Annotated in this window: 14 protein-coding genes; 11 read left to right on the top strand and 3 right to left on the bottom strand. The window is 56.5% G+C overall.

What is annotated here, in order from left to right; genetic code table 11:
• Window positions 1–78 precede the first annotated feature (78 nt).
• The 9 genes from ACQKP1_RS22575 to ACQKP1_RS22535 all read left to right on the top strand — a co-directional run bounded on the left by ACQKP1_RS22575 (window position 79) and on the right by ACQKP1_RS22535 (window position 10,343).
• The gene (locus ACQKP1_RS22575) at window positions 79–300 is read left to right on the top strand and encodes a hypothetical protein (protein ID WP_427277123.1); all 222 of its coding nucleotides are present in this window, start codon (window positions 79–81) and stop codon (window positions 298–300) included.
• Window positions 300–1,760: a TolC family protein gene (locus ACQKP1_RS22570; RefSeq protein WP_427277149.1), complete on the top strand. Its 1,461-nt coding sequence runs from the start codon at window positions 300–302 to the stop codon at window positions 1,758–1,760. The genes ACQKP1_RS22575 and ACQKP1_RS22570 overlap by 1 nt, the downstream gene beginning before the upstream one ends.
• A 14-nt stretch (window positions 1,761–1,774) precedes the next feature.
• A complete protein-coding gene (locus ACQKP1_RS22565) occupies window positions 1,775–3,133 on the top strand; it encodes a multicopper oxidase family protein (RefSeq protein WP_427277122.1) in 1,359 nt (452 codons plus the stop codon).
• A gap of 26 nt (window positions 3,134–3,159) precedes the next feature.
• On the top strand, window positions 3,160–3,636 hold the full coding sequence (locus ACQKP1_RS22560; RefSeq protein WP_333900653.1) for a cupredoxin domain-containing protein: 477 nt from the start codon (window positions 3,160–3,162) through the stop codon (window positions 3,634–3,636).
• A gap of 16 nt (window positions 3,637–3,652) precedes the next feature.
• Window positions 3,653–3,928, top strand: a complete 276-nt coding sequence (locus tag ACQKP1_RS22555; protein ID WP_333900652.1) for a copper-binding protein — start codon at window positions 3,653–3,655, stop codon at window positions 3,926–3,928.
• A gap of 58 nt (window positions 3,929–3,986) precedes the next feature.
• Window positions 3,987–4,436 (top strand): DUF411 domain-containing protein, encoded by a 450-nt coding sequence (locus ACQKP1_RS22550; RefSeq protein WP_427277121.1) that lies wholly within the window; start codon window positions 3,987–3,989, stop codon window positions 4,434–4,436.
• Window positions 4,437–5,753: 1,317 nt separating this feature from the next.
• A complete protein-coding gene (locus tag ACQKP1_RS22545) occupies window positions 5,754–7,202 on the top strand; it encodes a multicopper oxidase family protein (protein WP_427277120.1) in 1,449 nt (482 codons plus the stop codon).
• Between the two features lie 11 nt (window positions 7,203–7,213).
• Window positions 7,214–9,418, top strand: a complete 2,205-nt coding sequence (locus ACQKP1_RS22540; protein ID WP_427277119.1) for a copper-transporting P-type ATPase — start codon at window positions 7,214–7,216, stop codon at window positions 9,416–9,418.
• Between the two features lie 214 nt (window positions 9,419–9,632).
• Window positions 9,633–10,343 carry a response regulator gene (locus tag ACQKP1_RS22535; RefSeq protein ID WP_427277118.1) on the top strand — a complete coding sequence of 237 codons (711 nt, stop codon included), beginning with the start codon at window positions 9,633–9,635 and terminating at the stop codon, window positions 10,341–10,343.
• A gap of 249 nt (window positions 10,344–10,592) precedes the next feature.
• Here the strand turns inward: ACQKP1_RS22535 and ACQKP1_RS22530 are convergent, their stop codons facing one another.
• A complete protein-coding gene (locus ACQKP1_RS22530) occupies window positions 10,593–11,048 on the bottom strand; it encodes a MerR family transcriptional regulator (protein ID WP_112831544.1) in 456 nt (151 codons plus the stop codon).
• Window positions 11,049–11,101: 53 nt separating this feature from the next.
• Here ACQKP1_RS22530 and ACQKP1_RS22525 point away from each other — a divergent pair, with 53 nt between their 5' ends.
• Entirely contained in the window at window positions 11,102–11,860 is a 759-nt protein-coding gene (locus tag ACQKP1_RS22525) for a MauE/DoxX family redox-associated membrane protein (protein ID WP_427277117.1), read from the top strand.
• A 407-nt stretch (window positions 11,861–12,267) separates the two neighbouring features.
• Here ACQKP1_RS22525 and ACQKP1_RS22520 read toward each other — a convergent pair whose 3' ends face one another.
• Window positions 12,268–12,564, bottom strand: coding sequence for a type II toxin-antitoxin system RelE/ParE family toxin (locus tag ACQKP1_RS22520; protein ID WP_427277116.1), 297 nt, complete (start codon window positions 12,562–12,564; stop codon window positions 12,268–12,270).
• Window positions 12,561–12,827: a type II toxin-antitoxin system ParD family antitoxin gene (locus ACQKP1_RS22515; RefSeq protein WP_427277115.1), complete on the bottom strand. Its 267-nt coding sequence runs from the start codon at window positions 12,825–12,827 to the stop codon at window positions 12,561–12,563. Before ACQKP1_RS22515 ends, ACQKP1_RS22520 begins: the two co-directional genes overlap by 4 nt.
• Window positions 12,828–13,587: 760 nt before the next feature.
• Here ACQKP1_RS22515 and ACQKP1_RS22510 point away from each other — a divergent pair.
• Entirely contained in the window at window positions 13,588–14,577 is a 990-nt protein-coding gene (locus ACQKP1_RS22510; protein WP_427277114.1) for a sugar phosphate isomerase/epimerase family protein, read from the top strand.
• Window positions 14,578–14,589 lie beyond the last annotated feature (12 nt).

Here is a 14,589-nt window from a genome sequence, read left to right as displayed (position 1 = left end):
TCCCCTAGAGGGCTTTTGCTGTGCCTGAGCGCGATCTGGCGCTTTGACACTATTCTCTGTCGTATTCGGAATCCAGCCATGAGACATATGTTCCTGGTGGTTGCTATGCCGCTCCTCGCGAGCGGTTGCGCATCCACGCTGCCAGAAGTGGTAGCATCTTCTAGCCATGCCGACTCGGTCGCCGACGTCGTACCCATCGCCTATCAGAATCCGGTGGGTGCTTACTCTCACCGTGTCCCTGTCGATCCCAAGCCTTGGCGCGGTTTGAATGATGCGCAAGCTCCGAAGGGAGGCGCATGATGGTCGCGGTAAAGATTAAACTGATCTCTACCCTGGTCCTTCCCTTGTTCGCGACGGGATGTGTGAGCACAGGCTATTCATTCAAGGATGCAGGATTTGCAGAGTCATCTGCGAAGAGCGCCGAGGCTACGGGCAAACAAACTGTGTGGGTGCAAAATCGCCAACACGCAGAGCAGGTGCGTGAGCGGGTAAAGGCGTTGATGTCGAAAAAAACCATCGACGTCGAGACTGCCGTTCAGGTCGCACTGTTAAACAACAAAGGATTGCAGGCATCTTACGCTGATCTAGGGGACAGTGCAGCTGATGCTTGGCAGACGCAGCTTGCGGTTCTTCCATCGTTTTCGGTGGGACTTTCTGGTATCGGCACCCCAGGCCTCGAGGCTTACCGTGTACTCGAGGGGGCGATTGCCGCGAATATCCTGGCATTGGCTACCTACGACAAGAATATGAAGCTCGCAGAAACGCGGTTCCGCCAAGCTCAGCTGAACGCCGCGCTTGCTTCGATCTCACTTGCCGCCGAGACCCGCGTCGCTTGGATAAACGCCGTCGCCGCCTGGGAGAACGTTACTTACCTCAATCAAGCTAAAGCAACGGCTGACGCCGCATCTGATTTGGCTAAGAAACTGGGCGAGGCTGGGTCTCTGCCCAAAGCAGATCAGGCTCGAGAACATGTGTTCTACGCCGAATTGGCTGGAGAAACAGCGAAAGCACGGCTTGCTGCCAAATTGGCGAAAGAAGAGCTTGTTCGGTTGATGGGGCTTTCTGGTTCTGACGTAGAATTTCAGATTCCGAACCGCTTGCCGTCGCTACCGAAGGCTTTGATCAACCGTGACAGCATTGAAGCGGAGGCCATCCAAAAGCGGATCGACCTGCAAGTCGCACGCTTGGAACTTGATGCAACAGCTCAGGCGTACAAGCTGGAAGATGTCACTCGGTTCGTCACTGACATCGAACTCGTGGGTATGGTTGAGCAGGAACGCGAACTGGAAGATGGCAAGATCCATCGTAACATCTCGCGAACGGGATCATTGGAGTTCACGATACCGATCTTTGATTCCGGGCAGGCACGGATGCGTAAGGGGGAACTGGCCTACATGCGTGCCGCCAATCAGCTTGCGGAAAAGGCGGTCAACGTTCGTTCCGAAGCAAGGTCTGCCTATCTTGCTTATCGATCAAATTACGACATCGCTCGACATTACCGTAACAGCGTTCTTCCGTTGCGTAAGTCGATCGAAGATCAATCTCTGCTCACCTACAACGGAATGATCACCAGCACGTTCGAACTGATCTCAGATGCCCGAGAGAAGATCGATGCAACCATGCTTGCGGTAAACGCGAAACGAGATTTCTGGATAGCCGAGGCCAACCTCGCTCCCGTCATCTATGGCGGAAGCACTGGATCGGCTGCAGCAGAGTCCGAGGTCGCATCGGCTGAAGCTGCGCCTGCAGGCGGACATTGAGAAAGGACCTGACAATGTTCAGTAGAAGACAGCTACTTGGGGCCGGCGCAGCGGGTGCGGCGCTCGTTTCATCGAAATCGTGGGCCCAAACCTCAAATATGGGACTGCCGGAGGCAACTCTCATGGATTCGGCCGCCACCCAGGCGCCAGTCAGACCTTCCACAGGTCCGGACTACAATCCTGTCGTCACACTCAACGGATGGACTCTGCCATTCCGAATGAACAACGGCGTGAAGGAATTTCACCTGGTTGCTGAACCCGTAGAGAGGGAGATGGCAGACGGCATGACGGCCTATCTCTGGGGCTATAATGGCCAGTCTCCAGGGCCAACCATTGAGGCCGTCGAGGGTGATCGCGTCCGAATTTTCGTGACCAACAAGCTACCCGAGCACACGACCATCCACTGGCATGGAATGATATTACCCTCGGGCATGGATGGCGTAGGAGGCCTGTCTCAACCGCACATTCCGGTCGGCAAGACATTCGTCTACGAGTTCGACCTCGTGAAGTCCGGCACCTTCATGTACCATCCCCACTCTGACGAGATGGTTCAGATGGCGATGGGCATGATGGGCTTCTTTGTGATCCATCCGAAAGACCCAACGTTTATGCCCGTGGATCGAGATTTCGTCTTTCTCCTCAGCGCATTCGACATAGATCCAGGTACCTATGTGCCCCGAGTGATGGAAATGACGGACTTCAACCTCTGGACCTGGAACAGCCGGGTCTTCCCTGGGATCGATCCGCTCGTCGTCTCCAAGAACGATCGAGTCCGCGTGCGGGTGGGCAATCTCACAATGACCAACCATCCAATCCATATGCACGGCTATGATTTCGAAGTGACCTGCACTGACGGTGGCTGGGTACGACCAGAAGCTCGGTGGCCTGAGGTTAGTATCGACATCCCCGTTGGTGCGATGCGAGCATACGAGTTTGACGCCAAGTATGTAGGCGATTGGGCAATCCATTGCCACAAGTCGCACCACACCATGAATGCCATGGGCCATGACATCCCAACCTTCATTGGCGTCGATAAAAAAGAGGTCGCGAAGAAGATCCGACAATTCCAACCAGAATATATGCCTATGGGCACAGCGGGCATGGCCGATATGGGCGAGATGTCGATGGAAATCCCGGAGAACACCGTTCCCATGATGACCGGTTGGGGTCCGCATGGCCCAATTGAAATGGGTGGCATGTTCTCGGTGGTTAAGGTCCGCGAAGGCATCTCTGCGGGCGATTATTCAGATCCAGGCTGGTACGAAAACCCACCGGGTACTCAGGCTTGGGAATGGACGGGCGCGCTCCCCGATGTTCCGAAAGCTAAGGATGCAAAAACGCAGCTCACTCCGAAGCACTCGGATCACGGCTGAAGATCAACTCAGAAAGGATTGAACTCATGAAGACTGCGATCATCGGCCTCATTATGGCCACTCTCGGGAGCCCAGTTTTAGCTTCCGGCGAACACGCTGGCGGACATGGAGAAATGGCTGTCGGAGAGCCTGGCATCAAGGCTAAGGCTACACAGACAATCCGCGTGACGATGACAGAGACGGATGACGGCCAGATGCTGTTCACCCCGAGCACCTTTAAAGTTCGCAAGGGCCAAACGATTGTTTTCGCGGTGAAGAATGCCGGCGAGGTCGACCATGAATTTGTGCTCGACCAGGAAGATAAGGTCATGGAGCACAAGGCTCTGATGGAAAAGTTCCCCGAGATGGAACATGAAGATCCGAACGCGATCCGGCTGGCTCCGGGAAAATCAGGCGAGATTGTCTGGAAGTTCACGAATGATGGTGTCTTCAAAATCGCTTGTCTCGTGCCAGGGCATTATGACGCTGGAATGCACGGCGACGTTACCGTCGCACAGAAATAATACGCAGGAGGAAAAAGTGAAATTTATCATCACATTAGCAGCTGCCGTCACAGTCCTGGCAACTGGCGCTTTTGCCCAGGAATTCACCAAGGGAACGGTTAAGAAGGTCGACGCAAAGGCGAAAAAGGTCACGTTGATCCACGAGGAACTGAAGAACCTGGATATGCCAGCCATGACCATGGTATTTAGCGTGTCAGACCCCGCCATGCTCGACAAGCTGAAAACGGGTGCGAATGTTGAATTCATGGCCGAACGGGTGGACGGTAAGCTGACCGTCACCCAGCTGAAGTAACAACAATGGCCGCCTCCGACCCAGACGGGGCGGCCATTTTCTATGGAGAGATAGACAAATGAAACGTAGACAATTTGTTGGGTTTGTAGTCGCAGCAGCGATGATGCCGCAGGTCGCGTCTGCCGAACGAGTTGCTATGACCGTCCACAAGGATCCGGGTTGCAGCTGCTGTGTAGCGTGGAGCAGGGCGTACGCGACTGAAGGCTACATCGTGGACGAGCGCGATGAAAACGATATGCAAGCAATCAAGGTATCGTTGAAAGTGCCGCCAGATCTACAGGGCTGCCATACCGCAGTTATAAATGGTTACTATGTTGAGGGCCATGTTCCGATAGAGGCGGTTGAAAAACTGTTGACCGATCGACCGGAACTCGCCGGGCTGGCGGTGGCAGGAATGCCGCGCGGCTCGCTTGGAATGGGTGATAGTCCTAAGGCATCTTACGACGTCATGGCAGTGCCACTCGACGGATCGAAGCCTTATGTATTCATGGCGGTTCGGCCGAGTTAGTCGGTAAAGTCTTTCTTACGAAACCGCACGAGATCGAGAGAGCCGGCGACGAATCCTCATCAGGACCCAGCCCTCTCGGATTCCCCCGTTATCCTAGATCAATGTGTCAACTTTCGCTTGGCCCCCTGTAACTACTCAGCCGAAACTCTCGTCGCTTAGGATGTGGGTGAGACACAGACAGTCTGCAAAAGGTCCTGTTTCCAGTCGCCTCTGGCCTGTGCGGGGTTCGGAACGTATACTGATCTTCCAACTAACACCTTGCCTCGACCGGCGCAATTGACCCGCGCTCCGTGTTTACCTTCATCGAGGTATTCAATCTCGCCGCTTGCGTTCTGCTCCGTCAGTTCAATTTTTACATCGAAATCATAATCGGGCTCTACCGACGTAACCACCGATGTGATGATTAGGCTGACCGTCACGTCGCCGTCGAACAGAGAGACATGAAAAGGTATGCGCTCTGCCCCGTGCGCCACGGGGAAAGACAAAATCATCCGATTGCAATTAGAAGGACGACTGGTCTAGACATTGACCTCTCCTACGCCCGAGGAGGAGAGAATATCATTTCATCGTGAAACGTGCACGAAAATTCAGCAAATATCGCTCACCTCGGTGGCCTGATTCTCCAAATGATGAGGTAGGGCCGCATGTCGCGGGCCTAACATGATGTCGGCATGCACAGGCAGGCTTTGATGATCCTTCCAGAACATAGGCCTTGCAAATCGTTCTTCCGCCCGCGAGGTCATTCTACATCGAGCTCAACAAGTGCAACATAGCCTCTCCTCGACTCGGAGGGCTTGACCTTCCCATGGCGGGAAGGCGCATTTTCTCGTTAGATTGATCGATATCAATCAGATGACCCCAAATGCCCTTATGGTGGTTTCATGAAACGGGATACGTTGATGCTAGGGATGGTGAGGTTAAAAGACTGGGCCGTGCTTGCCGTCGCTTTGCTGGCGATGGCTGGGCTCTTCGCATCGTCTCAGGCGGATTTCAGTTCGCAGCGTTGGTCCTACCCTAGTGTAAACGCATACCACGGCAGCCGCATGTCGACAGGTGGCCTGACGAGTTCGTACCGCTCAACCGATGCTTCATGTACGAGTACCTGTGCTGTCCATGCCGTCGCCTTGTCCATGCTGCCGCTGGCACCCGAATTATCCGAGCGCGGCCTAAACTGCATTGAGCCGCCGTCTCGACTGGACGGCCAGCTCCCCATGCCCGGCCGTCATCCACCTCGATCTGCTGCCTGACGAAAGCGTTGGACGCGCATTTTCCTGTCAATAGCATGGCCGTTGTAACGGTCGGATCGAGAGAAACATCATGTATCGCAGAGACTTTTTGAAAACGCTCGCCTTGGGTTCCGTGGCACTGTCCCCCTTCGGCCATGCCTGGGCAAACCCAGGAACAAGAACGGACGAGCTTGTAATCGGTAAACGGACCCTAGACGTCCACGGCAAGGCTGCCTCCGTCTTCGGACTGACCGACAAGGCCGGGAACGCCGGGCTGGTCCTCAACGCGCCCTCGGACTTCGACGTTCTTCTTCGCAACGAAAGCGACGAGGAGACACTCATCCACTGGCATGGGCTTACGCCGCCTTGGGAATTGGACGGGGTGCCGGGCAATCCGGCTGCACTGCTTCCGCCTCAGGAAAGCCGGGCCTATAAGTTTCCTTTGACGAGAGGCGGCACCCATTGGATGCATGCCCACACTCTGCAGGAGCAGAACCTGCTCGCGGCACCCCTGATCATACGAACCGCCGAGGATCTTGCCCGCGACGAGCAAGAGGTCATCGTGCTCCTGCATGATTTCTCATTCAAGTCGCCCGAGGAACTGCTATCCGACCTTCAGAGCGGTGGCGGTCATGCCATGCCCTCTGGACACGGAGATATGTCCTCCATGATGAACATGCATGGTGGCCATCAGATGGGCTCGGCTGAAACTTCGGCCGCGCCTCACACGATGATGGGCATGGATCTGAACGACATCGAATATGACGCCTATCTAGCCAATGACCGGACGCTCGATGACCCCGAGATCGTCAAGGTAGAACGGGGCGGCCGCATCAGGCTTCGCATCATCAATGGCGCGACGGCAACCGCCTTCACGATCGATACGGGCGAACTTGAGGGCGAGCTGATCGCTGTCGACGGGATGGACGTCGTCCCGGTCCGCGGCCGTCAGTTCCCCTTGTCGATGGGCCAACGGGCCGACATCCGTTTGGCCTTGCCACTTGTCGACGGGGCATATCCTATACTGGCTCTGCGGGAAGGGGCCATCGAGCGCACTGGCGTGATCCTCGCCACCGCCTCCGCACGAGTGCAAAAGCTGGAAACCAATGCGGCAGCCAAGGGCCCGGTTCTTGACCTCTCGCTCGAGCAAAGTCTTCACGGCCTAACACCGCTGGCACGGCGCGCTGTTGATCGGCAGTTCGCGCTGATGCTGGGCGGTGACATGGCGACCTATCGCTGGTCCATCGACACCGACAGCCCGATCGAAGTCCGCAGCGGACAGCGCATTCGGATTTCCATGCACAACATGTCGATGATGGCGCATCCGATGCATCTGCATGGCCATCACTTCCAAGTCACGGAAATCAACGGCAAGAACATTTCCGGCGCTATGCGGGACTCTGTGATGCTGCCGCCCATGGCGCGTGTATCGATCGAGTTCGACGCAGACAATCCGGGCCGTTGGCCGTTACATTGCCATCATCTCTATCATATGGCGACGGGCATGATGACGTTCGTCGACTATGGCCAGCAGGGCTGAGGGAGGGCGAGATGAACAACGCAGATCACCCGCATCACCACCACGGGCATTCGACTAGTCCGGTAGCCGCTTCGTCCAAGCCTAGCCGTCCGGGCGTGGTCAACGCCCAAGTCTACACCTGCCCCATGCACCCCCAAATCCGCCAAACAGGGCCCGGCAATTGCCCCATCTGTGGAATGGCGCTTGAACCGGAAATGGCGACGCTGGAAACAGGTCCAAGTCCAGAACTGGCGGACATGTCCAGACGGTTTTGGATTGGCTTGGTTCTCAGTATCCCGGTGCTCGCCCTGGAGATGGGCGGCCATCTGACAAACCTGCACATGCTACTGGCGCCACAGACTTCGAACTGGCTGCAATTGGTGCTCGCGACACCAGTTGTCCTCTGGGCGGGCTGGCCCTTCTTCGAGCGCGGCTGGAAATCCTTGGTGACGCGTCATCTGAACATGTTCACGCTGATCGCGATGGGAACGGGTGCCGCCTGGATTTACAGCGTTGTGGCGACCGTTGCGCCGGGACTGTTTCCGGTCACGTTCCACGCAGAGGGAGGTTCGGTCGCCGTTTATTTCGAGGCTGCTGCCGTCATCACTATCCTGGTCCTGCTCGGTCAGGTTCTGGAGCTGAGGGCGCGCGAACAGACGGGCGGTGCCATCCGCGCGCTTCTCGATCTTGCACCGAAGACCGCACGGCGCGTGCGCGCCGATGGTATAGATGAGGATGTCGGTCTCGACTCCGTAGCTGTTGGCGACCGCCTGCGCGTTCGACCGGGAGAGAAGGTGCCAGTTGATGGCTTGCTTCTGGAGGGCCGAAGCTCCGTCGACGAATCCATGGTTACGGGCGAATCAATGCCTGTCACCAAGGATGTCGGGTCGAGGCTGATCGGCGGGACCATGAACCAGACCGGTGGTTTCGTCATGGAGGCCAGCAAGGTCGGGAGCGACACCATGCTCTCACAGATCGTCCGCATGGTCGCAGAGGCCCAACGCTCACGCGCGCCTATCCAGCGCCTCGCCGATGAAGTCTCGGGTTGGTTCGTTCCGGTTGTCATCGGGGTGGCACTCGTCGCGTTCGCTGTCTGGATGATCTATGGGCCGGAGCCCCGTTTCGCCCACGCCCTAGTGGCGGCAGTTGCCGTCCTTATCATTGCCTGCCCCTGTGCTCTGGGGCTGGCAACACCAATGTCGATCATGGTCGGCGTCGGTCGCGGAGCAAGTCTCGGCGTGTTGATCAAGAACGCCGAGGCCCTGGAGCGCTTTGAGAAGATCGATACGCTTGTCGTCGACAAGACAGGCACTTTGACAGAGGGGCGACCCGAGGTGACAGCGATCGCCGCGGTCGCAGGCATATCAGAATCCGAATTGCTGCGGCTCGCGGCGACGGTCGAGCGTTCAAGCGAACATCCGCTGGCACTGGCAATCGTCAATGCGGCCAACAACCGTGGCATCGCTCTGGGAGATGCTACCGACTTTGACAGTCCTGTGGGCAAAGGCGCGACGGGCGTGGTCGAAGGCAAGCGGCTGATCCTCGGCAGCGACCGCATCATGGAGGAAGAACGTGTCGACGTTACCGCGATGACTGCAAAGGCAGAAGAGCTTCGTAGTGACGGCGCAACGGTCATCTTCACTGCTATTGATGGCCGCTTGGCAGGTCTCTTTGCCATTGCCGATCCCATCAAGGCGACGACACCGGATGCGGTGAAGGCGCTCATCGAAGACGGTATTCGCGTCGTCATGCTGACGGGCGACAACAAGACGACCGCTCTTGCCGTAGCACGCCGCCTCGGCATCTCGGAGGTGGAAGCGGAAGTCCTGCCTGAGGACAAGAGCAAGATCGTCTCGCGGCTGCGCAGTGAAGGCAGGATCGTTGCCATGGCGGGCGACGGTGTGAATGATGCTCCTGCACTGGCCGCAGCAGATGTAGGTGTTGCCATGGGAACCGGAACCGACGTTGCCATTGAGAGTGCAGGGGTCACCCTTCTGAAGGGAGACCTTCAGGGCATCGTCCGGGCAAGGCAGATGAGCCGCGCGACGATGAGCAACATCCGTCAGAACCTCTTCTTTGCCTTCATATACAATGCCGCAGGCGTGCCTGTCGCAGCAGGCGTTCTCTACCCCGTCTTCGGCCTGTTGCTCTCCCCGATCATTGCCGCAGGAGCAATGGCCCTGTCGTCGGTGAGCGTTATCGCGAACTCGCTTCGCCTGAGAAACATAAAGCTATGAAGCTGATCGCGCGCACCTGTTGATGATCGCCTCTTAGGCGTGACGGCCCAAGTTCTAGGTCCTTCGTGCGCCTTGTGTGCCTCGAACAGTTGGATTCTCGATCTTAGGGCTTCTGCTGTTGAAACAATCTGTTACCTTCGCGACACATATTGCCGCAAGTCGCTCTGCTAACTCCAGAGTCTGCAAACCAGGTGAAGCTGCGGAGAGAATACCCTTGGATGCCTCAGCCGAAATCCTGATCGTTGACGATGACGGCCAGATCCTGATCCTGGTCGCCAAGTTTCTTCGGGCAAACGGCTTTCGCGTTCACACGGCGCGAAACGGAGTGGAAATGGCCGAGACGCTAAAGCGCTTGTCGGTCGATCTCATCGTGCTCGATCTCATGCTGCCGGGGAAGAACGGGCTGGAAATCTGTCGCGAACTGCGCCGCACTTCCTCCGTCCCGATCATCATGCTGACGGCCAAGGGTGACGAGACGGATCGCATTATCGGTCTTGAGGTCGGGGCCGACGACTATCTGCCCAAACCCTTCAATCCTCGCGAACTGCTGGCACGCATCGGCGCGGTGCTAAGACGGACTCGCACGACTGGTAACCCTTCGACTGAGCGTGCCGGACGGAGCTTCACCTTTGCAGGGTGGTCGCTAGACACGATGAAGCGAGAACTGACCGCACCAAGCGGTGTTGTCGTGGATCTTTCGACGGGAGAATACGATCTGTTGCTCGCGTTCCTTGAAGCGCCACAACGCGTTCTCAGTCGCGAGTTCCTTCTGGACGTAGCAGCCAATCGCGCCATCGAGGGCTGCGCTCCTTCGATCGATGTCCAAGTCAGCCGTCTGCGTCGTAAGCTCGACGATGATGAGCATTTGATACATACCGTGCAAGGTGGCGGCTACCTGTTCGCGATGCATATAGACCGTGTCTGATGCTGTCCAATCGTGCACATTTCAGAGTTGATCTGCACTGGTCGTTGGGCAATCTGGGCGGGACGAAGACGCCTGGCGCCAAAGTTCTTAACGGTCGATATGCCAGCAGGTAGAGCTTCAATGTCGTTGTCGCGGACCTTCCGATGTGCCGGTACGCTTTATGCGCCATATGATGATGAACGCTTGCCCTACTAAACACCATGGGAGACGGATTACATCATCCAGCCATGAGGATCGCAAAGGCGACCATCAATCGCCCGGTCCCCCGTCCAGGCTTTCGACTGCCAGTTGGATAAGGCGAATGCTTTCAAACGACTGGAGGATAGGACAAGGGCCGCTTTTGCCGGATGAGCACTCTGCAACCAGGCGCTCTAGCGCGTCGCGGGTGCGGTTGAGCTCGGTGATCCGCGTTTCCAGCGCGATCAGCCGCGCCTTTGCGGCCTCGCGTGCCCGCTCCCTGTCGTCCCCGGCATCGAGTTCGAGCAGTTCCCCTACCTCCACCAGCGTAAATCCAGCCGTCTGAGCCTGGCGGATAAACTGCAGCCGCCTCAGATCCTCAGCGCCGTATCGCCTGCCACGCTCAAGGCGCTTCGGGGTCTTGAGGAGACCCTTGCGCTGGTAGAACCTGACGGTCTCCACGCCGACGCCACCGGCTGATGCGAATTTTCCGATTGTCATGTCCATTGGGTATTGACTCCGTACCATGGTACGGAACGTATGGTCTTGCCAACTGTTTCACAAGGCAAAGGAGACGTGAAATGTTGGATAGAGTGAACCCCTCGACCGCAGTGAAGAGAGCCGTCCTCTACCGGATGGTCACTGCGGAGCATACCTGCCCTTATGGCCTGAAAGCCAAGGACCTGCTGAAGCGGTCCGGATATGAGGTGGAGGACCATCACCTGAAAACGCGCGCGGAAACGGATGCGTTCAAGGAAGAGCACGGTGTGAAGACGACACCGCAGGTGTTCATCGACGGTGCCCGTGTCGGCGGCTATGACGATCTGCGGCGCTACTTTGGAAAGCCCGTGGCCGACCCGAAGGCAACCACCTATCGCCCCGTCATCGTGCTGTTCGCGATGACTGCACTGACGGCCATGGGTGTGAGCTACGCTGTATTTGGCACGCCCTTCACCGTCCGGGCCTTGGAATGGTTCATTGCGTTCTCGATGGTCGTTCTGGCCATGCTCAAGCTTCAAAATGTCGAAACCTTCGCCACGATGTTCCTGAATTATGATCTCCTCGCGAAGAGGTGGGTGCCATATAGCTACCTCTACCCCTACGCCGAAGGACTTGCAGGTGTTCTGATGGTGGCAGGCGTTGCGAACTGGCTTTCTGTTCCCGTGGCTCTGTTCGTTGGTGGCATTGGCGCAGCCTCGGTGTTCAAGGCCGTTTACATCGACAAGCGTGAGCTCAAATGCGCCTGCGTGGGAGGGTCTAGCAACGTACCGCTCGGATTCATCTCACTCACCGAGAACTTGATGATGATCGCGATGGCGGTGTGGATGGCATCAATGTGAACGGTCGTTATATATTTTAACACGAATTGGGGCCGGTGTCGGTGACCGGGTCGCCGATACCTGTCAAAGCAAAGGTGTTATCCCTTTAGCGTTAGGCAGCTATCTCAGCGATTAGCTTGCCACAATCTCACCGGGGACTGGGAGAGGGCAGCGGTTATGAGCAGCTTGGTGACGCGTCTGATTAACAAAGTCATAGTCGACCATCAACCGTTAGGTTCGATTCGATCATCAATTAAAGTTCCATAATTTAACCATATGCCGCTTGGCTCTGTATTTACTCAATTATCAGACACCTGCAGATAGATCGACTGCAAGAAGACTGCTCTCCGCGGATCTGCGAGTTGACACTAAATGCAGCTATTCCCTTCGTGTTACGCTTCATTTCGCCTCAGATCGACCTGATTTGATCATTCGCCAAAAAGGAATACGCCATAGTCCGTTGCGCCGTGGAGGATGTGGACAATGACCACTTTGGCGGGCTCAACGCGATAGAAGATGAGGTAGTTGCGGTGAACGCGTCGACGGATTCCATGCTGTTCATAGCGAGGAACGAGGGCGAAGCTGTTGGGGTGAAGGATAAGATCTTCACACCGGCTCCGCAGCTCTCGAATGAATGAAAGAGCGCGCCCTGGATTGTGCTCGGCAATGTAATCGGCGATCTGCTCAAGATCGCCTTCGGCCTCGCTAGTAAACTCAAGGATCATGCGGAATTTTCGGCTTTGTCAGCCATTGCACGGTATTTAGCGTCGAGACGGTCGAACACAGAGCTGGCCGACTTAGTCCGACCGCTGTCCGCATCAGAGATGCCGCGCATGATTGAAGCATCCAAAGCGGCGAGTCGTGTTTCACGGTCTTGAACCAGTCGCACGCCTTCGCGCAGGACTTCACTTTTCGAGCCGTAGCGTCCTGTATCCACGAGCTGCTGAATATAGCTTTCGAGCTGCTTTCCCAGATCAGCGCTGATCATACATGTCTCCATCAGAGGTAACCAGGATAAGATAGTAGCTTTATCAACTATTATCAAGCGAGTGAGTTTGCGCCCCGCCGTCAGAGCTGGCCACTCTCCTCATGGCCGACCCGAAGAGAGGTTAGCGAAAACTGTGGTTGAGCGACCCAGTAGTGGGGGACTGTCGGGAAAACCTCCGGGATGTGAAACCCTTTCTCACCCCGGGATAGATCTGCGATACCGAATCCTAGAGTGCAAATTGCAGGTCACTGGTTCGATCCTGTTCAAGGCAGAGGCTGTGGCAGTCTCGCTCCTGCACTACTGTTGCTGCTCGGCGCTCGACCGTCTCCTCTGATCGTAAGATTCAATCATCGAAAATAAAGATTGCGATCAACGTTCACGTCTGCCGCTGAGCCAGGCCATACGCCGCACCTAAGGCCGATCACTGATTAGATCAGAAATATCACGCCTCTTCACGTCCCAGATGGCACTGAATCAAAGGTCGCCTCTGCGGCTGTGGAGCGAGTGTAGATCGGCCTCAAGCTTACGTTTGCCACAGACATTGCGCTGCTCTCCGAAGCCTGGAGTGGGAGAGTGACGCGCTTCCGGCCTGGATAAATTATCGACCAGCGGGAAGGTCATCAAAAAACATTTTCGAAGCCACTGCCCGCGCGACCTCGCTCGTGCGGAACCGATTTGCTGCGACGCACAACACTTTCTAACTTTACAAGCTGAAGATAAATCGTGAAGTTGAGGCAGATAACTTTTGGGAATATTGATCTTGACCAAGCCCCGTTTCGCCACTCGCCTGAACTCCTTCGCTTCCGCAGCGCACATTGCGTGGCCGGGTATCAAAGGCAAACCCAGCGTCTTGCAGATGGCCGAGCGCGCCGCGCGCGTTCAGGGCCTGACCGACCTTGATCTCAATTATCCCGATCATCTCGGCGAAGATCCGCGCGAGTTGGCAAAGAAGCTCGGCGATCTCGGGCTTGCGATCAACGGCTTTGCCATGCGCTATTACACCAACCCGGCATTCAAGCTCGGGGCGTTCACCCATCCTGACGCTGCTGTCCGGCGGGAGGCAATCGATCTTACCAAGAAGGGGATCGACGCTGCCCGCGAGGTGGGTTCAAGCCTCATGACGCTATGGCTCGGCCAAGACGGTTTCGACTACGCGTTCCAAGCGGACTACGACCGCATGTGGCAACACGAAATTGATGGAATTCGTGAAGTTTGCGAGCATGATCGCGATTGCATGATTAGCATCGAATACAAGCCGAATGAGCCACGTTCCTACAGCCTCATGCCGGATGCGGCAACGACGCTGCTCGCGATCCGGGATGTCGGAGCGGACAATCTTGGCGTTACGCTCGACTTTGCACATGTTCTCTATGCCGACGAGCAGCCGGCCTTTGCCGCGGCTTTGATCGCCCGCCACAGCAAGCTTCTCGGCGTCCATCTGAACGACGGATACGCAAAGCGCGACGACGGCCTCATGGTGGGCGCAGTCCACACCGTGCAGACGATTGAGCTGCTCCGGCAAATCCGTCGCGACGGTTATGACGGTGCAATCTATTTCGACACATTCCCAGACATGACCGGATTGGATCCGGTCCACGAATGCGAGGTGAACATCGCGACAGTAAAGCGGATGCTGAATGTCGTTGATCGCCTCGAGCAGGACAATCGCCTTTCTGGTGCGATTGACCGTCAGGATGCCGTGGCGGCCCAGGCCATTCTGCAAGAGCTGATGCTTGGGGCAGCCACTTAAGCCAACGACTAT

Origin of the sequence: Allorhizobium sp. NPDC080224 (assembly GCF_050281005.1) — a bacterium.
Lineage (GTDB): Bacteria > Pseudomonadota > Alphaproteobacteria > Rhizobiales > Rhizobiaceae > Allorhizobium.
The sequence above is the reverse complement of the archived record's forward strand: the minus strand, read 5'-3'. Positions and strand labels throughout refer to the sequence as shown.

Bases quoted from the DNA above. Each gene is read 5' to 3' on its own strand.
- ACQKP1_RS22550 (WP_427277121.1), top strand. From the start codon at position 3,987: ATGAAACGTAGACAATTTGTTGGGTTTGTAGTCGCAGCAGCGATGATG.
- ACQKP1_RS22520 (WP_427277116.1), bottom strand. From the start codon at position 12,564: ATGATCCTTGAGTTTACTAGCGAGGCCGAAGGCGATCTTGAGCAGATC.
- ACQKP1_RS22560 (WP_333900653.1), top strand. From the start codon at position 3,160: ATGAAGACTGCGATCATCGGCCTCATTATGGCCACTCTCGGGAGCCCA.
- ACQKP1_RS22540 (WP_427277119.1), top strand. From the start codon at position 7,214: ATGAACAACGCAGATCACCCGCATCACCACCACGGGCATTCGACTAGT.
- ACQKP1_RS22545 (WP_427277120.1), top strand. From the start codon at position 5,754: ATGTATCGCAGAGACTTTTTGAAAACGCTCGCCTTGGGTTCCGTGGCA.
- ACQKP1_RS22565 (WP_427277122.1), top strand. From the start codon at position 1,775: ATGTTCAGTAGAAGACAGCTACTTGGGGCCGGCGCAGCGGGTGCGGCG.
- ACQKP1_RS22525 (WP_427277117.1), top strand. From the start codon at position 11,102: ATGTTGGATAGAGTGAACCCCTCGACCGCAGTGAAGAGAGCCGTCCTC.
- ACQKP1_RS22515 (WP_427277115.1), bottom strand. From the start codon at position 12,827: ATGATCAGCGCTGATCTGGGAAAGCAGCTCGAAAGCTATATTCAGCAG.
- ACQKP1_RS22530 (WP_112831544.1), bottom strand. From the start codon at position 11,048: ATGGTACGGAGTCAATACCCAATGGACATGACAATCGGAAAATTCGCA.
- ACQKP1_RS22570 (WP_427277149.1), top strand. From the start codon at position 300: ATGGTCGCGGTAAAGATTAAACTGATCTCTACCCTGGTCCTTCCCTTG.
- ACQKP1_RS22575 (WP_427277123.1), top strand. From the start codon at position 79: ATGAGACATATGTTCCTGGTGGTTGCTATGCCGCTCCTCGCGAGCGGT.